At 35.0% G+C, this 17,504-nt stretch carries 23 protein-coding genes; 7 read left to right on the top strand and 16 right to left on the bottom strand.

Annotated features, from left to right (window positions below; all coding sequences use genetic code 11):
• Positions 1 to 93: 93 nt before the first annotated feature.
• Positions 94 to 1,407, bottom strand: a complete 1,314-nt coding sequence (locus VF726_RS07535) for a CBS domain-containing protein (protein ID WP_098545481.1) — start codon at positions 1,405 to 1,407, stop codon at positions 94 to 96.
• A 244-nt stretch (positions 1,408 to 1,651) separates the two neighbouring features.
• Here VF726_RS07535 and VF726_RS07530 point away from each other — a divergent pair, with 244 nt between their 5' ends.
• The gene (locus VF726_RS07530; protein ID WP_440167127.1) at positions 1,652 to 1,813 is read left to right on the top strand and encodes a hypothetical protein; all 162 of its coding nucleotides are present in this window, start codon (positions 1,652 to 1,654) and stop codon (positions 1,811 to 1,813) included.
• A 40-nt stretch (positions 1,814 to 1,853) separates the two neighbouring features.
• On the opposite strand, the gene VF726_RS07525 is transcribed toward VF726_RS07530, so the two are convergent.
• Complete coding sequence (locus tag VF726_RS07525) at positions 1,854 to 2,537, bottom strand: metal-dependent hydrolase (RefSeq protein WP_440167125.1); 684 nt, start codon at positions 2,535 to 2,537, stop codon at positions 1,854 to 1,856.
• 149 nt (positions 2,538 to 2,686) lie between these two features.
• Between VF726_RS07525 and pepQ the strand changes: the two genes are divergently transcribed.
• Complete coding sequence (pepQ, locus tag VF726_RS07520; RefSeq protein WP_060632512.1) at positions 2,687 to 3,784, top strand: Xaa-Pro dipeptidase; 1,098 nt, start codon at positions 2,687 to 2,689, stop codon at positions 3,782 to 3,784.
• 41 nt (positions 3,785 to 3,825) lie between these two features.
• On the opposite strand, the gene VF726_RS07515 is transcribed toward pepQ, so the two are convergent.
• On the bottom strand, positions 3,826 to 4,200 hold the full coding sequence (locus tag VF726_RS07515) for a hypothetical protein (RefSeq protein WP_440167123.1): 375 nt from the start codon (positions 4,198 to 4,200) through the stop codon (positions 3,826 to 3,828).
• A 94-nt stretch (positions 4,201 to 4,294) separates the two neighbouring features.
• On the opposite strand from VF726_RS07515, the gene VF726_RS07510 reads away from it, so the two are divergent.
• Positions 4,295 to 5,122 carry a DUF2785 domain-containing protein gene (locus VF726_RS07510; protein ID WP_440167120.1) on the top strand — a complete coding sequence of 276 codons (828 nt, stop codon included), beginning with the start codon at positions 4,295 to 4,297 and terminating at the stop codon, positions 5,120 to 5,122.
• Between the two features lie 14 nt (positions 5,123 to 5,136).
• Here the strand turns inward: VF726_RS07510 and VF726_RS07505 are convergent, their stop codons facing one another.
• The 9 genes from VF726_RS07505 to VF726_RS07465 all read right to left on the bottom strand — a co-directional run bounded on the left by VF726_RS07505 (position 5,137) and on the right by VF726_RS07465 (position 11,181).
• The gene (locus VF726_RS07505) at positions 5,137 to 5,343 is read right to left on the bottom strand and encodes a hypothetical protein (RefSeq protein WP_048544386.1); all 207 of its coding nucleotides are present in this window, start codon (positions 5,341 to 5,343) and stop codon (positions 5,137 to 5,139) included.
• Positions 5,344 to 5,406: 63 nt separating this feature from the next.
• Positions 5,407 to 6,411: an anti sigma factor C-terminal domain-containing protein gene (locus tag VF726_RS07500; RefSeq protein ID WP_440167117.1), complete on the bottom strand. Its 1,005-nt coding sequence runs from the start codon at positions 6,409 to 6,411 to the stop codon at positions 5,407 to 5,409.
• Positions 6,392 to 6,901 carry an RNA polymerase sigma factor gene (locus tag VF726_RS07495; protein WP_262740131.1) on the bottom strand — a complete coding sequence of 170 codons (510 nt, stop codon included), beginning with the start codon at positions 6,899 to 6,901 and terminating at the stop codon, positions 6,392 to 6,394. Before VF726_RS07495 ends, VF726_RS07500 begins: the two co-directional genes overlap by 20 nt.
• Positions 6,902 to 7,023: 122 nt before the next feature.
• The gene (locus VF726_RS07490) at positions 7,024 to 7,368 is read right to left on the bottom strand and encodes a DUF6176 family protein (RefSeq protein ID WP_440167115.1); all 345 of its coding nucleotides are present in this window, start codon (positions 7,366 to 7,368) and stop codon (positions 7,024 to 7,026) included.
• Between the two features lie 2 nt (positions 7,369 to 7,370).
• Entirely contained in the window at positions 7,371 to 8,159 is a 789-nt protein-coding gene (locus VF726_RS07485; protein ID WP_440167112.1) for a GNAT family N-acetyltransferase, read from the bottom strand.
• A complete protein-coding gene (locus VF726_RS07480; protein WP_440167109.1) occupies positions 8,156 to 8,488 on the bottom strand; it encodes a cupin domain-containing protein in 333 nt (110 codons plus the stop codon). Before VF726_RS07480 ends, VF726_RS07485 begins: the two co-directional genes overlap by 4 nt.
• Positions 8,489 to 8,532: 44 nt before the next feature.
• On the bottom strand, positions 8,533 to 8,901 hold the full coding sequence (locus tag VF726_RS07475; protein WP_440168278.1) for a hypothetical protein: 369 nt from the start codon (positions 8,899 to 8,901) through the stop codon (positions 8,533 to 8,535).
• A 141-nt stretch (positions 8,902 to 9,042) separates the two neighbouring features.
• The gene (gene ald, locus VF726_RS07470) at positions 9,043 to 10,176 is read right to left on the bottom strand and encodes an alanine dehydrogenase (protein WP_001219405.1); all 1,134 of its coding nucleotides are present in this window, start codon (positions 10,174 to 10,176) and stop codon (positions 9,043 to 9,045) included.
• 213 nt (positions 10,177 to 10,389) lie between these two features.
• Positions 10,390 to 11,181 (bottom strand): SDR family oxidoreductase, encoded by a 792-nt coding sequence (locus tag VF726_RS07465; RefSeq protein WP_440167107.1) that lies wholly within the window; start codon positions 11,179 to 11,181, stop codon positions 10,390 to 10,392.
• Positions 11,182 to 11,328: 147 nt separating this feature from the next.
• Here VF726_RS07465 and VF726_RS07460 point away from each other — a divergent pair, with 147 nt between their 5' ends.
• The gene (locus tag VF726_RS07460; protein WP_001066672.1) at positions 11,329 to 11,787 is read left to right on the top strand and encodes a universal stress protein; all 459 of its coding nucleotides are present in this window, start codon (positions 11,329 to 11,331) and stop codon (positions 11,785 to 11,787) included.
• 41 nt (positions 11,788 to 11,828) lie between these two features.
• On the opposite strand, the gene VF726_RS07455 is transcribed toward VF726_RS07460, so the two are convergent.
• On the bottom strand, positions 11,829 to 12,524 hold the full coding sequence (locus VF726_RS07455; protein WP_440167104.1) for a hypothetical protein: 696 nt from the start codon (positions 12,522 to 12,524) through the stop codon (positions 11,829 to 11,831).
• A 95-nt stretch (positions 12,525 to 12,619) separates the two neighbouring features.
• On the opposite strand from VF726_RS07455, the gene VF726_RS07450 reads away from it, so the two are divergent.
• Positions 12,620 to 12,799 (top strand): ProA domain protein, encoded by a 180-nt coding sequence (locus tag VF726_RS07450; protein WP_440167102.1) that lies wholly within the window; start codon positions 12,620 to 12,622, stop codon positions 12,797 to 12,799.
• A 97-nt stretch (positions 12,800 to 12,896) separates the two neighbouring features.
• Positions 12,897 to 13,463, top strand: a complete 567-nt coding sequence (locus VF726_RS07445) for a DinB family protein (RefSeq protein WP_440167100.1) — start codon at positions 12,897 to 12,899, stop codon at positions 13,461 to 13,463.
• A 52-nt stretch (positions 13,464 to 13,515) separates the two neighbouring features.
• Here VF726_RS07445 and argH read toward each other — a convergent pair whose 3' ends face one another.
• Positions 13,516 to 14,907: an argininosuccinate lyase gene (gene argH / locus VF726_RS07440; protein ID WP_440167098.1), complete on the bottom strand. Its 1,392-nt coding sequence runs from the start codon at positions 14,905 to 14,907 to the stop codon at positions 13,516 to 13,518.
• On the bottom strand, positions 14,904 to 16,109 hold the full coding sequence (locus VF726_RS07435) for an argininosuccinate synthase (RefSeq protein ID WP_000412329.1): 1,206 nt from the start codon (positions 16,107 to 16,109) through the stop codon (positions 14,904 to 14,906). The genes argH and VF726_RS07435 overlap by 4 nt, the downstream gene beginning before the upstream one ends.
• 167 nt (positions 16,110 to 16,276) lie before the next feature.
• On the opposite strand from VF726_RS07435, the gene VF726_RS07430 reads away from it, so the two are divergent.
• Positions 16,277 to 16,594: a radical SAM protein gene (locus VF726_RS07430; RefSeq protein WP_440167096.1), complete on the top strand. Its 318-nt coding sequence runs from the start codon at positions 16,277 to 16,279 to the stop codon at positions 16,592 to 16,594.
• A gap of 28 nt (positions 16,595 to 16,622) precedes the next feature.
• Here VF726_RS07430 and VF726_RS07425 read toward each other — a convergent pair whose 3' ends face one another.
• On the bottom strand, positions 16,623 to 16,817 hold the full coding sequence (locus VF726_RS07425) for a hypothetical protein (protein WP_440167094.1): 195 nt from the start codon (positions 16,815 to 16,817) through the stop codon (positions 16,623 to 16,625).
• Between the last annotated feature and the right edge of the window lie 687 nt (positions 16,818 to 17,504).

Here is a 17,504-nt window from a genome sequence, read left to right as displayed (position 1 = left end):
GTGATAGATTCAGTTGCTAACTAAATTTACAAACTCCCTACTGTAGCGTTCTTAAAAAAAATGGAACAAACCAAAGCGGCTTGCTCCATCTTTTTATTTATCGATCAACTGCACCATAAGTAATGCTTTCCCGACAACATTACCTTCATGATGTACTTCTACATCCACCTTACCAAATTTACGTCCAATTTCTAATACTTTCGGATGGACCGATACAACATTGTCAATTTGAACTGGTTTTACGAAATAAATTGTTAAGTTCTCAACAATTAAATCACTCTTCTTTTGCGCACGAATAACGCGATTCGTTGCTTCCGTCACAATCGTTGCGAATACACCGTAAGATAACGTTCCGATTGAATTCGTCATTTGTGGTGTCACTGAAAATTGATATAGATGTTCATTTTTTGCTTCTTTCGGCGTCATAAATTGATTCGTTACAATATCATCGATTGTTTCCCCAACTTGTGGTTGACGCTGAATCATTTGCAACGCCTGAAGTACATCTTGACGGCTAATAATACCTTGTAATTTATTTCCTTCATCAACAACTGGAAGTAACTCAATACCTTCCCACACCATCATACGTGCCGCAGCTGCGACAGACATTTTTCCATTTACCGTAATTGGATGCTTTGTCATTACTTTGTCAATTGGTGTTTCTTTCGCAACACCAATCATATCTTTTGAAGTTACAATACCTAATACTTTTTTATTTTCATCAACAATCGGATATCTTCCGTGCATCGTCTCTTCATTATACGCATGCCATTGCTGCACTGTATCATTTGGCTTTAAATATAACGTTTCTTCAATTGGCGTTAAAATATCTTCAACGAGTACAATTTCTTTCTTAATAAGCTGGTCGTAAATCGCACGGTTAATTAACGTTGCAACTGTAAATGTATCGTAACTACTTGAAATTATCGGCAGTTTTAATTCATCTGCTAATTTCTTCACATGATCTTCCGTATCAAATCCGCCCGTAATTAACACCGCAGCTCCAGCTTCTAGCGCTAATTGATGTGCATTCGTACGATTACCGATAATAAGTAAGTTTCCTGCTTCTGTATAGCGCATCATCGCTTCTAATTTCATTGCCCCGATTACGAATTTATTTAACGTCTTATGTAATCCTTCTCTGCCCCCAAGTACTTGACCATCGACAATGTTAACGACCTCAGCGTATGTCAGCTTTTCAATATTCTCTTTCTTCTTTTGTTCAATTCGAATTGTTCCGACACGTTCAATCGTACTAACATATCCTTTATTTTCTGCATCTTTAATTGCACGGTAAGCTGTCCCTTCACTTACACTCAAATCTTTTGCAATTTGCCTTACAGAAATTTTATGCCCTACTGGCAGGCTATTAATATGTTCTAAAATTTGGTTATGCTTGGTAGCCAAATGGTTTCACCATACTTTCTTTTCCCTAAATTCTTCATGTGTTGTATTTTCAGTATACTATATTTTCAAAACTGTTACACTCTCTCTTTATATATCTGTACTATTTTTTTTATAACAAAATACGCCTTACATTACACCACTGCTTCCATTACAACAATGTAATGGTATTGTCATCTCGTTCGATAGTTTGTCCAGCCGCTCCAATATACAATGAAGACAAGAAATGAAACAAAGGAGCGAATACATGATGAAAAAATTATTAGAAGTTGTAGGTGCTGTATTTTTAGCTTTCGTAGACGGGAAAAGAGTTGCAATGGAATTGAATGAAACACCTGAACAGCCACTTCCAAAAAGAAAAGAATCATCAAAACAAGTACAACCTTTACAAGCTGTCCTACACACGTAAAAAACCCTTCACTTGTCTTTTCAAATGAAGGGTTTCTTTTCTATAGTGTAATACTTTCTCCAGCTTCTAATACTTTCCCTGTACAATTTTGTAGCTTTTCTACAAATTGATATGGATCTTGTTCAATTACTGGGAACGTATTGTAATGCATCGGCACAACAGTTTTCGCCTGAATCCATTTCGCTGCTAAAACAGCATCTTCTGGTCCCATTGTGAAGTTATCACCAATTGGTAAAAATGCTACATCAATGTTATTTAATTCCCCAATTAATTTCATATCAGAGAATAGAGCAGTATCTCCTGCATGGTACATAGTTTTTTCTTCTGCTGTAAATAAAATACCCGCTGGCATGCCTGTATATGTAATCGTCTTATTTTCTTCATCAATATAACTAGAACCGTGGAATGCTTGTGTAAATTTCACTTTTCCGAAGTCAAATTCATGCGAACCACCAATATGCATCGGATGTGTATTCACACCTTGCCAACTTAAAAATGTCGCTAGTTCAAACGGTGCCACAACAACTGCGTTATTTTTCTTCGCAAGCTCTACTGTATCTCCAACATGATCACCATGTCCATGCGATAAAAGAATCACATCTACTTTTACATCTTCAGCCTTTAAATCTGTTTTCGGATTGCCTGTTAAAAATGGATCAATTAAAATTACTTTTCCATTCGTTTCAATCTTTACAACTGAATGCCCATGATAAGATACTTTCATTATTACATTCCTCCCCTATTCACATTCTCACTTTTTATTCTACATGATTTTTCAATTCCCTGTCTTTTCTAACATCTATTTACTTGTCATAACGCTTTCTTCCGAGTTAAAGTTATATTTGTAATTAAATATCTCGGGGGTGCCAATCGATGAATGCTAGATTAGAAAATTTAATGCAATGGCTAAAAGAAAAAAACGTAGAAGCTGCGTTCTTAACTTCTACACCAAACGTCTTCTACATGACAAACTTCCACTGTGAACCACACGAAAGACTTCTTGGTATGTTTGTATTCCAAGAAAAAGAACCTATTTTAATTTGCCCTAAAATGGAAGAAGGCCAAGCACGTAACGCTGGCTGGGCACATGAAATTATCGGATTTACTGATACTGACAGACCATGGGATATGATTGCAAAAGCAATTAAAGACCGCGGTATCAATGCAAACGCAGTTGCGATTGAAAAAGAACATTTAAACGTAGAACGTTACGAAGAATTAACAAAACTATTCCCAAATGCAGCTTTCAAATCAGCTGAAGAGAAAGTTCGTGAACTTCGTTTAATTAAAGATGAAAAAGAACTTTCTATTTTACGCGAAGCAGCTAAAATGGCAGACTATGCTGTTGAAGTTGGTGTAAATGCAATTAAAGAAGATCGTAGCGAACTAGAAGTATTAGCAATTATTGAACACGAATTAAAAACAAAAGGCATACATAAAATGTCATTTGATACGATGGTATTAGCAGGTGCAAATTCTGCTCTTCCACACGGTATTCCAGGTGCAAACAAAATGAAACGCGGCGACTTCGTACTATTTGATTTAGGCGTAATCATTGACGGTTACTGCTCTGACATTACACGTACAGTAGCATTCGGCGACCTTTCTGAAGAACAAACTCGCATTTACAACACTGTACTTGCTGGACAATTGCAAGCAGTTGAAGCATGTAAACCAGGTGTTACACTTGGCGCAATCGATAACGCAGCTCGTTCTGTTATCGCAGATGCAGGTTACGGCGACTTCTTCCCGCACCGCCTTGGTCACGGACTTGGAATTAGCGTCCACGAATATCCAGATGTAAAAGCTGGTAACGAATCTCCATTAAAAGAAGGTATGGTCTTCACAATCGAGCCTGGTATTTACGTACCAAACGTAGGTGGCGTTCGTATTGAAGATGATATTTACATCACAAAAGACGGATCAGAAATTTTAACGAAATTCCCGAAAGAATTACAATTTGTGAAATAAGAAAAAAGGCAGCGTGATTGCTGCCTTTTTCTATTTCTCTACTATTTCAAATTTAACACCATCTTCTCCTCATACTTATCATCCCATTTAATCACAACCTCTATCGGTTCATCTTTAGATAGAGGCGCACAACTGACACAAGAAGATTTCATTTCAACCTTTGCTCCTTTATGAACTTCTGACGTTTGTGTCATTGTGCTAAAGACTCCATTAATAGCAATCTCTAAATTCTTAAATTCTGTATTCCCATCTCCACCCTTGTACTGAAACGTAAACACTCCATCTTCACTGTCGTCCTTAATATGGCCCTTATATTGTCCCATCCAACTTTTGCTCTCGCTAGAAAAAGTAACATACCAAATCGAACAACTTCCTAAAAAGAAAATAGTAATAAAAAAGAATAATACTCTCTTCATCATGCCCCTCCATTCAAAAGCACTTATTTATTGTCTATTTCTTCCTCTTATTATATTATAAAAAATACAGAATTTTCTAAAATAGGAGGTTTATATGTTACAAAAACAGTTAGAAGACATTCGTAATAATAATTACATAATGGATAATACTCTTAACATTGATTCTTTAAGCTCCAATATGCTTGAGCATATCGGTGTGACCGATAGCTATTTAAGAGACAAACTTATTTACTCTACTTTTTATCATCTCATCAACAAAGACTACATTTCACATACACACTTACAGAAATTATTATTAGAAAGCATTAGCGAAAAATATTTATTGTATAACATTCATTCGGATGACGAAGATGCGGTATTTACCCGCGCATTTTCAACATTATTAATCGCGCTCATTATTGATGCTGATACAAAATATAATTTCTTATCACAGAATGATATTTTAACTGTAAAAGATCAATTAATTATATATATGAACCACGAGCATGATTTCCGCGGATATGTGCAAGACCACGGCTGGGCACATAGTATCGCTCATGCTTCCGATACATTTGAAGCGCTTGTTCGTAGTCCTAAACTGGAAACTTTACATTACGAAGAAATATTACAAACTTTATTAAACAAAGTTTGTGTCCATTCGATTTACTACCAATATGAAGAAGACGAGCGTCTCGTTTATCCAATTGTCGCAATGCTACAACGTGGTCTAAAGGAAGAAACACTCATATTAGCCCTTCATGATTTAGTAGCTCAATTACCCTTCCAAAAACAAACATTACATATTGAATCATACGAGTTTCTATACGGAAATATAAAATCTTTCTTATGCAGCTTATTTTTCAGACTACGTACACTGTCTATATGTAAAGAAACAGAATACGAAATTGAAAAATTGCTACGAGAACTTCCAAAATATTATTAAAAAAAGAAGGCCACTCAAAAAGTGCCTTCTTCTATTTCACTAATATTTAATTGAAATTTCACGATCCAAACTGAGAAAAGGTGGACAAGAAGCGCAAACGCCATACATGCTCCGCTTAAAAAAGTTAGTATAGGATGCGAATACACGTGCCCTAATCCATAGGATATCGCCACGAAAAATATTGTTATGTAAATATAAATTGCTCCATGTATTTGCCTCATATGAACCTCCTTTTCCCATATTATAACATAAATTTTCTGATTATTCACATTAATCTCTTGTGATCAATATTTCTCAACTGTTACACCTCTAACAGCAGCCTTAATATATGGTGACCCTTGTAAACTTTGTAAATCCTCTGTTTTGCCTGTTACAACTACACCGTATATTGGTAGGTCTTTTGATTTCGTGTTTTTTATTTCTTTATACGAATCTTTCGCATCATCCATATATCGTTCATCTTCTGCTAATGTTTTCATTGCTCCTATAAATTCTTTTGAATTCCTCTCAAAATCCATTTTCATTTCCTCTTCTTTTTTTGCATGACTTCCCGTAAATCCATAAACCCGATTAGACATTATCGCATTTAAAACTGCACCTGTTGAGTCTATTAAGCCAACATATTTATCCGCTTTCTTTTCATCATATGTATCAACCCAAAACCAAACTGGTTGTACATTTTTTGGTAGTATTCCCATAATTTCATCCATCGTATACGCTTTATCAAACGATAGGGACACTTCCGCAACTTTATTTTTCAAATCCCCAATTTGTTTTAAATCATTCACGTAATTTTTATATTTCGTGAAAGGCAAGTAAAACCTCATTTCGCGTTGCATCGTTTGTATATTGTAATCCGGCAATTTCTCAGCTGCGTCTACATTAAATCGCTCTTCCTCTAAATGCATATTTCCATTATGACTTCTTGACATATATCCCCACACATCATATTCATATATTTCATCTATCCACTTAACTGGTTGACCCGAAATATTTTTATATGAACTATACATAATAGAGTCGCTCATTAAACCCATATTTAATTTTCTGTGAGAATAAAACTTTATGTTGGGACCCTTTACAGTTTGCTCTGCAAATACTCTTCTTTCCATCTCATTAAAGTTTTTTTGTTTTAAATATACTATTAAAGTGAAAGATCCAATAATCACTAAAGTAGATGCAAAGATTGAGATGATAAAATTTCTAAAAAACTGTTTCCTTTTTGCTCTCTTCATCAAAGTCTTCATCTGCTTATCATCCATATTCAAATCAAAGTCCTTCCGACTCATCGTTTCTCCTCCTATACAATTTTTTAAATTGATTTCTTGCACGGTACAAACTTGTTTTCACTGTTTCTTCTTTCATACTTAATAAAATGGCAATTTCCTTATAAGATAGTTCATATTCATATTTCAACAGTAAAATATGACGATAATCCTCCGTCATCGTCTCCAATGTTTTTTGTACCTCACCTTGTAATTCACTTGTTAAAAGCACTTCATCTAACGACTTTTGACCAATAAGAACGACAGATTCAATCGCAATGGGATTTAGTCTTTTTTCTTTCCTGTGTAAATCTCGGTGCTGATTTATCGCAACTCTAAAGAGCCACGGTGTTAAATGCTCTAACGGTATTTCCTCCATAAGTAATAAAGCTTTGTACAACGTATCTTGCACAATATCCTCTGCTTCTTTTCTATCTGCTCCAATCTTAATTAAATATCCAAACACAGCTTTTGACTTCTCTATTAATAATGTTTCAAACGTATCATAGCTCATCCTGCTCTCCTTTCTATATACTCAACGTTTGAGAGCGTAAAATGTATACAGCTTTTCTATAATTTTTTTCAAAATAAAAAGCACATCTATTTTGATGCGCTTCTCTCCAACATACTATTCTATTATTTCATCGCTTCCTTCACAACATCTTGAATCATAACAACTTCTGTTTTCATATCAACAGACTGTACTTCTTCATCAATACATTCATACCAAAACGCTAAGTGCTTTTTATCAATTTCATGATGAGAATTTTCGACAAGAGCCCCAGCTTCTCCTTGCACAGAATACCAATATAAGTACTCTTCTCCATCTCTTATTTCCCGGAAAATTGTCTCAACGTACATCTTTTCGTCGTTTAATGTCAAAAGTACTTCTTTCATATTGTCATTCAGAAGCTGCATCCATTCATCTACACGATGACTTTTACCAGGCTTCACTTTAAATCTCGTTAATTCTACATTCATTTTTATTCCCCCGTTTTCTTACGTACAAACAATCTATATTCTATTGGATTATGAAAACTTAATTTACTAGCTAATTGTTGCGAAGGAATATTGTCTACATAACAATCCCAGCACGGTTTAATATCATTTTGCATGCAATGTTCAATAAACCGTGTTGCAACAGCTTGAGCTAATCCTTTCCCTTGATATGCTTTATGCGTCGCAATATCAATTTCAGCAAATCCATTCCCATTAAATATCGAAACACATTCAGCTACAATTATCCCATCTTGTTCTATACAAAATCCGAAACCACTGTTCAAAAATAGCTCTTTTGACCCCCAATATTCTTTATAGTACTCCTCTGTAAATTCATTGCTTCGTTCTATATCACTTTTATCAATACGCTTCACTTCATATGTATTTTTGTTTGCATCTTGTTTTCTCTCTTCAAAGATTTCTCTTTGGAATTTCATTCGTGGCATATTCCGAAGTACATTACTAAAACGCCCTTCAATCATCATTTCCCACTCTTCACTTGAAGCGAAGAGTGTAAATCTCTTCTCTGTTTTTTCAATAGCCATTTTTAAATACGCAAATAAATCTTCATTATAATTTTGATCATCCGTATCACCAAATAAATAATAGATACCGTTAGCTGTACGAATTAATCCTGCTGTTAATTTCTCGTTTGTAAAAACCTCACCATCTATCATTTGATCACATACCGCATAAGCAAACGTCGTCGTTTTTGTATGACTTTCTAAAATCGGAAGAATTTTTCTATACTCAACTACAGATAACTTTTTCATAATTGCTCCACTTTAATCGTATCAGCTTCTATATTTTCAAAACAAAGATTTACCGTTCTCTTTAACGCTCTCGTTCTATGAATCGTGCATGCTGGAATTAAGATAGAATCATTTGGCTTTAAAACTGCCGTTTCTCCATCTTCAAAATCGATAAGTAATTCTCCCTCTAGTACAATAAATAATTCATCCGAATTAGAATGATAGTGCCAATCATATTCACCAATAAATACAGCGATTCGTAAGCAATGACTATTTACATTTGAAACGACGAAGTTTTTATGCTGATCTTGAATGTCCTTTGTTAATTCTATTAAGTTCACAGTTTCCATCTTTCGTCTCATCCTTTCATTAGTCGTTCTCCTGAAAAACTAGCTTAGTCTCCTCTACCATCACTTGATGAACTTGAAGCATATGAAGATTTTTTGCTCATTTTTCTTTGCTTATCTTTCTTACTTTCATGACTAGGCCATACTGTATCAAAAAATATAAAGAATAAGACTAATTCTATTGCAACAAGGAGAAATTCTAAAATACTCTCAATAATATTAGGAGTTATCTCAAAACTATAAAACAATCCAAATGAATACATACACAAAATTACATACAGAGCCATACAAATATACCGAAATGTTTTTTCTATTATAAGGACTACTTTTTTTGAAAGAGGTATGTTCTGTTCCTGTTTTTTCTTTATATATTTTTGTCTTTTAGCTTGCTTTTGCTTCCTCTTTTTACTCCCCACCGAATCCCCTCTTTTTTTATTATATAATTCTAAATTATCATAATAAAGATCGATTAACATCAATAAATACCCATTTTTACATGTTATTACCCATAAAAAAAGACCCTCCCCATAAAAAGGAAGGTCTCGCATATATCTCTATTATGATAAAGCAGGAGCTTTTTCAAGTAGCTCTTTTGCATCAGCGTATTGTAAGCCGTGAGCTTCTGCAACTGCTTCGAATGTTACATATCCATCTAATGTGTTAATACCTTTTAATAATGCAGTGTTGCCTAAGCAAGCATCTTTATAGCCTTTGTTCGCAATTTGTACTGCATATGGTACTGTTACGTTTGTTAATGCAAGAGTTGATGTACGTGGAACCGCACCTGGCATATTAGCAACTGCATAATGAACAACGCCATGTTTTTCGTAAGTTGGGTTGTCGTGAGTTGTAATACGGTCAGTTGTTTCGAAAATACCACCTTGGTCAATCGCGATATCTACAACGACAGAACCTGGTTCCATTGATTGAATCATTTCTTCTGTTACAAGTTTTGGCGCTTTTGCACCTGGAATTAATACCGCACCAATCACAAGGTCAGATTCTTTTACAGCTTCTGCGATGTTGTATGGATTAGACATTAACGTTTTTACTTGGTTACCGAAAATGTCATCTAGTTGACGAAGACGTTCTGCACTTAAGTCGATGATTGTTACATCTGCACCTAAACCTACTGCAATCTTCGCTGCGTTTGTACCAGCTTGACCACCGCCGATAATTGTTACTTTGCCGCGTTTTACCCCTGGAACGCCTGCAAGTAAAATACCTTTACCGCCTTTGTTTTTCTCAAGGAATTGTGCACCGATTTGTGCAGACATACGACCTGCTACTTCACTCATAGGTGCAAGTAATGGTAGTGAACGATTGTCTAATTGTACTGTTTCGTATGCAATTGATACAACTTTGTTATCAATTAATGCTTTCGTTAATTCTGGTTCTGGAGCTAAGTGTAAGTATGTGAATAAAATTAAACCTTCGCGGAAATAGCCGTATTCACTTGCAACTGGCTCTTTTACCTTCATAACCATATCTTGATTCCATGCTTCTTCAGCAGTTTCAACAAGTTTCGCACCAGCTTGTACGTATTCTTCATCCGTAAAACCAGATCCTAAACCTGCTCCTTTTTGAACAAAAACTTCATGACCATTTTGTACTAAATGTACTGCTCCCGCTGGCGTCATTGCCACGCGGTTTTCATTGTTTTTAATTTCTGTTGGAATACCGATACGCATTATTAGTTCCCCCTTGAGTTATGAAATGACCCCTGAATCATTTTTTAAAGCGCTTTCTACGCTCTTATATTTTAACATAATATCTCAATATTTGACAAAAAATAATACAAGTTTTCCGATAGATTTAATTTTATATTAAAGGACAGTATTATCCACAACTATCAGCATAAAGGATAAACTGTCCAATTATTCGAAACTTCACTTTATTTCATTCTATCGATGTCTATGAATAACATCTACTGCACCCGTTACTTCAATAATTGTACCGGTAATCATATCGGAATCTTCCTCGCATAAAAACGAAATCATTCTTGCGATATCTTCGCCTGTTCCAGATCTACCAATTGGTGTTTTACGTTCTTTCAACTGACGTGCTTCTTGAATTGTCGCTTCTTTCATTTCACCAATAATATCACCAGGACATACCATATTTGCAGTAATTCCATATTCTGCTTCTTCGTAAGCAACTGTTTTCGTTAATGAAACAAGTCCTACTTTCGCTGCTGCAAAAGCTGAACGATAAATCCATCCCGGTGCACTATCTGCACCTTGGAATCCGTAATTAATAATACGGCCAAAGTTCTGTTTTCTCATAATCGGAACGACAAGTTTCAACAAATGAAATACAGCTGTTAAATTACCCTGAATCATCTCATTCCATTCATCTTCTTCATAATCGACTAACTTTTTTCGTTCAAATACATATGGACCAGCATTATTAATTAAGAAATCAATTTTGCCAAAACGGCTTATCGCTTCTTCTACTATTTTATGTAAATCTTCCTTTTTCGTGACATCCGCTTGCACGAATTGTAGACGTTCTTCCATATTTTTACATGTTTCTTTCATCGTTTCCATAGCCGTTATATCGCTATGATATGTTACTGTTACTGCATATCCTTTTGCCAATAACTTTTCTGTTACTTGCTTTCCTAAACCTTTCGTACCGGCTGTAATGAGCGCATGTCTCACAAAACTGCCTCCTTTTAAATTGCTATACTTCATATGTAACAAGTTCTCGCACCAATTACAACTAAAATGAATTGAAACAGAGTTTTCAAAATTCTGTAACGTTTCCGACAAGCACATTACCAAAATTTGTTTTATAATAAAGTTGTAAACGGTAATAAAAATGATTGGGAGGAATTTACTATGAATAATACATATACAAATATTTTAATCGCGGTGGATGGTTCTAAAGAAGCAGAAAAAGCCTTTAAAAAAGCAATTCAAGTCGCAAAACGAAACAATGCAACATTAACAATTGCACATATCGTTGATGTAAAAGCATACTCAGCAGTAGAGGCTTATAGCCGCGCAATTGCTGAACGTGCAAATCTATTTGCAGAAGACTTATTAGAAGACTACAAAAAAACTGCGCTTGAAGCTGGCCTTGAAAAAATTGAGACTGTATTAGAATTTGGTAATCCTAAATCTAAAATTTCAAAAGAAATTGCTCCAAACCATAAAGTAGATTTAATTATGTGTGGTGCGACTGGTTTAAATGCTGTTGAGCGTTTCCTAATTGGTAGCGTCTCTGAACATATTATTCGCTATGCGAAATGCGATGTCCTTGTTGTTCGTGGTGATGAGGAGCAAGGTGATCTTTAATTTATAAATAAAACACCAAGTCCACATGGGCTTGGTGTTTTTCATTTCACATATTTTACTAGAAATACAAGACAAGCTATAACAACAACGGTAATTGCCAATACATAAGGAGGTAGAAACTTCAAAGACCATAACGCCATCATAATCGTAGCTACCGTTAAATAAGATTGCCTTGCATCTTCTGTCATTGTTTTACGAAGGCAGAATACATACAAATAACCAATTGGCGGCGTAATAAAGCAAAGAACATATATGATTTTGGACTTCAAATACCATTTTTGTTCTCCAAGGTTTTGTATATCTTCTTCTATTCTCTTATGTTCTTGTTCTCTCGCTTCTTCTACAAGCGGATCTTCCTCTTCTCCTCGCTTTTCTTTCATATAAGGAAGAAAGTGCATGAAAAAATAGTATGCAAATACGAATGCTCCAAATCCAATATTTACTCTTTCTAATGGAATATGCTCACTAAAAAAAGCAGCAGTAAGTACTAAAGCTAAACAGTACGTCATCATCCAAAATGAACGTTTTCTCTTTTTTCGTTCCATTTCTTTTTTATCTTGTACATGTTTTCTTTTCGAAAGCCATATCGAAATACAGCAATCTACTACAAATAGCATAAAGATAAATATCCCAACGTGTACTGTTTCTACATCCTCAAATGAAAAGATATTTGGGAATGCAACGTGTAATACAATTAGCGTGTACAAAATTAGCGCTATAAAATAAATACGTCTCATTTTCCATTCCTTTCTTATTTTCTAACATTAGGTTAACATACATTTTTTAGGAATAGACGGACAAAATATACATGTTTACAAAAGGAGGTTGCTACATGGATGATTCTGAACGTATTATTTTAGATGTGAATGGGAAAGAAATCGAAATGTTACATACGATCCGTACACATTTTAAAGAGAAACATGGTGTGGAACTAAGTAACGGTGCATTACTACGAGATTTAATGGATATTGAGTTTATTCGAATTACGGAAGATCGACATAAGTATGATTAATTGATACATTGTAAGCCTAGAGCAAAATGCTCTAGGCTTACTTACATCCACACGAAAAATGTTATAATTAGGAAAACCGTGTGGAGGATACGAAAATATGAAATCTGAAAATATCTCAATACATTTTCATACATTACATGTACAAAGAAACGAGTTCCTTCCTCATCTCCATTCACTCTCACAAGAACAACTATGGTATAGGAAAGAGGACAAAAAATGGTCTATTGGTGAACACTTTTATCACTTATATTTAATTGCAAAGATGCTCAAAGTAGCAATTAAATTCTCTCTCACTCTTATCCCTTATGCAAAGCTAAGAAAAAATGCCCCATTTGCAACTGACATACATGACATTTATGCCGAATATAAAGAAAAGCATGGTAAAGGAATGAAAGCTCCTTGGATTTTAATTCCTTCAAAAAAAATCTATCACTCTATGAATGTAACTGGATTAGAAGAATTACTTGCACATGAAACAGATGAAATAAAAAAGCTCGTTCAAAATATAGTAGAAAATATTGCAGGGCATATCGTATTTTTAGATCCAATTGCTCACTACCCTAATTTGATTCAATCTATTCAGCTATTAGCGATACATGAGAAACATCATTTTATGATTATGAAAAATAATTATGAAATGATAAATACTCCTGTAAAAATCTAAATACCAAAAGGTAAGGTGCTTTCTATAAAAAGCACCTTACCTTCTATATACATCATTTAATTCCTACAAACTCTCCAACTAATCCTTTCGCCTTCTCCAAAGCTTTTTCAATCTGTTCAAACCCAGTCCCGCCAGCACTGTTACGACGCTTTACAGCTGCATATGGTGAAAGAACTTCATACAAATCTTCTTCAAATAACAAGCTCATTTCTTTATACGTTTCAAGTGGTACATCTACTAAATAAATTTCTTTTTGTGTACAGTGTAGCACTAGCTTCCCAACAATTTCATGCGCTTGACGGAATGGTAGTCCTTTACTTGCTAAGTAGTCAGCAATTTCTGTTGCGTTAGAGAAATCTTGCGTTACAGCTTGCCCCATCTTTTCTTTGTTGACAGTCATTGTCTCTAACATGCCTGCCATAATATGAAGGCAGCCTTCTACTGTTTTTACTGTATCAAACATTCCTTCTTTATCTTCTTGTAAGTCTTTATTGTACGCGAGCGGTAATCCTTTCATGACTGTAAGTAAACTAAATAAATTACCGTACACTCTGCCTGTTTTACCGCGGATTAGTTCCGCCATATCTGGATTTTTCTTTTGTGGCATAATGCTGCTTCCCGTTGCGTATTGATCGCTCATTTCAATAAACTGAAACTCTTGGCTACTCCATAAAATAAGTTCTTCGCAAAAGCGTGATAAGTGCATCATGAGCATAGATGAGTTACTTAGGAACTCCAGTATGAAATCACGATCGCTTACTGCATCTAAACTATTTTCATAAATTCCATTAAATCCAAGTAGTTCCGCACTATATTCTCGGTCAATCGGGAATGTTGTCCCAGCTAACGCTCCTGCTCCTAACGGTGAAATGTTAATACGCTTTAACGAATCTTCATAACGATTCACATCGCGCTCTAACATCCAAAAGTAAGCGAGAATATGATGTGCAAATGAAATCGGCTGGGCACGCTGTAAATGCGTATAACCAGGCATAATCGTTTCAATATTATTTTCTGCTTGATGAACAAGAACAGTTTGCAATTGTTTTGTAGCTTTTATAATATGTTCTACTTTTTCTTTTAAATATAAATGCATATCAGTCGCTACTTGATCATTACGACTTCGGCCTGTATGAAGTTTCCCTCCTACTTCGCCGATTTGTTCAATTAACATTTTTTCAATGTTTAAGTGAATATCTTCAGCTTCAACTGAAAAATGCAATTTATTTTGTTTCGCTTCTTCTAATAAATATTGAAGCCCCGCCTTTATTTTCTCTGCTTCTTCTTTCGTAACGATGCCCTGCTTTGCTAGCATCGTTACGTGTGCAATACTTCCGTTTATATCTTGATTTACTAATTGTTGATCGAAGGAGATGGATGCTCCGAACTCTTCAACCCATGCTTCCGCTTCTTCTGTAAAACGTCCGCCCCAAAGTTTGCTCACGCTTCCACCTTCTTTTGATTTACTTGGCTGTATACTTTCGTCGGTAAACCGAATAATGAAATGAATCCAACTGCTGCATCATGATTGAATTCGTCCTGAGCAGTATATGTTGCTAGTTTTTCATCGTATAAAGAGTACTCAGATTTACGTCCTTCTACAATCGCATGACCTTTAAATAATTTCACACGCACTGTACCTGTTACATTCTTTTGTGTTTCTTGTAAGAAAGCGTTAAGCGCTTGTTTTAAAGGTGAGAACCATAAACCGTTATAAATAAGTTCTGTTATTTTCTGCTCAATCATCGGTTTAAAATGCGCTACTTCTTTTACAAGTGTTAAATCTTCAAGTTCCTTATGCGCCGTAATTAATGTCATCGCTGCTGGGCATTCGTATACTTCACGCGATTTAATACCAACAAGACGATTTTCTACGTGATCGATACGTCCAACGCCATGTTTTCCAGCAAGTGCATTTAGCGTTTTAATTAATTCTGAAAGTGGATATGCAGTGCCATTTAAAGTAGTTGGCACGCCTGCTTCAAAGCCGATTTCTACAAACTCTGGTTTATTCGGTGTATCTTCTAATGCCAATGTCATCTCATATGCATCTTCTGGCGGTGCTGCCCATGGATCTTCTAAAATGCCACATTCATTGCTGCGTCCCCATAAGTTTTGATCGATTGAAAATGGGCTATCTAAATTAATCGGAATTGGTACGTTATTTTCTTTTGCATAAGCAATTTCTTCTTCACGTGACCATTTCCATTCACGTACAGGTGCAATTACTTCTAGGTAAGGATTTAACGCTTGAATAGAAACTTCAAAACGAACTTGATCATTCCCTTTCCCTGTGCATCCATGCGCAACTGCAGTCGCCCCTTCTTGTTCTGCAATTTCTACTAATTTCTTCGCGATAAGCGGGCGTGATAACGCTGAAACGAGAGGATATTTCCCTTCGTATAACGTGTGCGCTTGCATCGCCATCAATGCATATTCATTTGCAAATTCTTCTTGAACATCAATCATATATGATTTAATTGCACCTACTGAAAGTGCTTTTTCTTTTACAAATGCTAAGTCTTTACCTTCCCCTAAGTCTAAACAAAGCGCGATAATATCATAATTCTTCTCTTGTAACCATTTAATTGCAACGGAAGTATCAAGACCTCCGGAATATGCTAACACAACTTTTTTCTTCTCCATTTTTGCATCCCCCTAAAGAATAAATATTCATTTTCTTTTATAATAATTCACACTTTAACACCTTTTACAAAATGTATCAAGAGTCATTTTCAAATTTTTTCAAACAATTTCGTCGAACTTCTTTCTTTTTTTATGTAAAATAGAGGCAGGAAAATGGAGGTGTATCTATGGAAAAATATTTTATATACAATGAGCATCTAGGAATTGCAGTGCCGAATATACAAGAAGAATGGGATGACATCTCTGAAAAAACACAGCACGCTATTTTACTAAAATGGGAACAAGTTCGCGGCAAAATTCCTGATCGTATAAAAGAACTCGAACATTATATTAATGCAAAACAACATCATTTAAATAACGAAGAAGACTTTGAAGTTTCTTGCAAACTGAATTCAGAAATTGCCGATCTCGCTTCCATCATCAATGACCTTTGGCTTTGGTATCGACTCACTCAAAATGTATCTGAGGGGAAGGCACACCAATGAAAAAAGCATGCCCCTCAATTACTTTGGGTCATGCTTTTTTGCCGTAACACGATTTACAATATATTTCTTGTGCTGTTTTTGCCAAACATACATCAAACGGACCAACTAATATACTTCTTTCTTTCGGCAACTTTACAAAAGCAACGAGCTCTTCTTCATATTGAATCTTTTTCTGACATGAAACGCATATTAATTCTTTTCTTTTGAACATGTCTTTTAGCATATGCTCACTCTCCCCTTTATCTATCTATATTAATATAATCTCATAATAGTTAAGAGTTGTAAAAAAATGACACATTCCAAAACGAATGATTCATATACTATGTACAAAAGGAGGTTCAAACTTATGCGCGCTTTCGTTATTATCGCTTTAACTTTTTTAAGTGTAATTAGCTGGGATGCGTTTTTTAAAGATAAAAGTGATGATAAAAATACAACTGAATAAAAACTCTTCTTTTTTTACTTATTGGACAAACTTTAAAAAACTGTCCAATTCTCCGAAATAACTTAGGCTTTTCTACAAAAATATTTAAACATAACAATTTTTGTAGATTTCCTTCGTTTATTGTCGGTTTCCATCCGCATACATTTTTTGAAAGTATGATATAATAATATAAATCTTGAAGGAAGGGATTTTGATATCATGATCGCTCGAAGGAGCATGTGGCATCGTATTGACGAATCATACACGTAGCGTATTTTTCAGCTCAGATACTTTAGTCTAGCGAAAAAAATACGAGAGTGGGGAAATTATGATTGCCCGAAGGATAATTTGGCAAAAAAAAGACTCTTCTTACACATAGCGTTTTGTTTAGGACTTAATTGTTACTAGCTAAACAAAACAAAGAAGAGCAGGATTGCTAAATGAAGAATCCTACTCCACGTTTTGTTTAGTCGTTTTAAGACTTAA

The sequence above is a fragment of the Bacillus sp. Brlt_9 genome, from assembly GCF_051948935.1.
Classification (GTDB): Bacteria; Bacillota; Bacilli; order Bacillales; family Bacillaceae_G; genus Bacillus_A.
Note: the sequence above shows the minus strand (reverse complement) of the source record. Positions and strands in the feature narration are given on the sequence as shown.

Bases quoted from the DNA above. Each gene is read 5' to 3' on its own strand.
- VF726_RS07530 (WP_440167127.1), top strand. From the start codon at position 1,652: ATGATGAAAAAATTATTAGAAGTTGTAGGTGCTGTATTTTTAGCTTTC.
- VF726_RS07525 (WP_440167125.1), bottom strand. From the start codon at position 2,537: ATGAAAGTATCTTATCATGGGCATTCAGTTGTAAAGATTGAAACGAAT.
- pepQ (WP_060632512.1), top strand. From the start codon at position 2,687: ATGAATGCTAGATTAGAAAATTTAATGCAATGGCTAAAAGAAAAAAAC.
- VF726_RS07515 (WP_440167123.1), bottom strand. From the start codon at position 4,200: ATGAAGAGAGTATTATTCTTTTTTATTACTATTTTCTTTTTAGGAAGT.
- VF726_RS07510 (WP_440167120.1), top strand. From the start codon at position 4,295: ATGTTACAAAAACAGTTAGAAGACATTCGTAATAATAATTACATAATG.
- VF726_RS07505 (WP_048544386.1), bottom strand. From the start codon at position 5,343: ATGAGGCAAATACATGGAGCAATTTATATTTACATAACAATATTTTTC.
- VF726_RS07500 (WP_440167117.1), bottom strand. From the start codon at position 6,411: ATGAGTCGGAAGGACTTTGATTTGAATATGGATGATAAGCAGATGAAG.
- VF726_RS07495 (WP_262740131.1), bottom strand. From the start codon at position 6,901: ATGAGCTATGATACGTTTGAAACATTATTAATAGAGAAGTCAAAAGCT.
- VF726_RS07490 (WP_440167115.1), bottom strand. From the start codon at position 7,368: ATGAATGTAGAATTAACGAGATTTAAAGTGAAGCCTGGTAAAAGTCAT.
- VF726_RS07485 (WP_440167112.1), bottom strand. From the start codon at position 8,159: ATGAAAAAGTTATCTGTAGTTGAGTATAGAAAAATTCTTCCGATTTTA.
- VF726_RS07480 (WP_440167109.1), bottom strand. From the start codon at position 8,488: ATGGAAACTGTGAACTTAATAGAATTAACAAAGGACATTCAAGATCAG.
- ald (WP_001219405.1), bottom strand. From the start codon at position 10,176: ATGCGTATCGGTATTCCAACAGAAATTAAAAACAATGAAAACCGCGTG.
- VF726_RS07465 (WP_440167107.1), bottom strand. From the start codon at position 11,181: ATGAAGTATAGCAATTTAAAAGGAGGCAGTTTTGTGAGACATGCGCTC.
- VF726_RS07460 (WP_001066672.1), top strand. From the start codon at position 11,329: ATGAATAATACATATACAAATATTTTAATCGCGGTGGATGGTTCTAAA.
- VF726_RS07455 (WP_440167104.1), bottom strand. From the start codon at position 12,524: ATGAGACGTATTTATTTTATAGCGCTAATTTTGTACACGCTAATTGTA.
- VF726_RS07450 (WP_440167102.1), top strand. From the start codon at position 12,620: ATGGATGATTCTGAACGTATTATTTTAGATGTGAATGGGAAAGAAATC.
- VF726_RS07445 (WP_440167100.1), top strand. From the start codon at position 12,897: ATGAAATCTGAAAATATCTCAATACATTTTCATACATTACATGTACAA.
- VF726_RS07435 (WP_000412329.1), bottom strand. From the start codon at position 16,109: ATGGAGAAGAAAAAAGTTGTGTTAGCATATTCCGGAGGTCTTGATACT.
- VF726_RS07430 (WP_440167096.1), top strand. From the start codon at position 16,277: ATGGAAAAATATTTTATATACAATGAGCATCTAGGAATTGCAGTGCCG.
- VF726_RS07425 (WP_440167094.1), bottom strand. From the start codon at position 16,817: ATGCTAAAAGACATGTTCAAAAGAAAAGAATTAATATGCGTTTCATGT.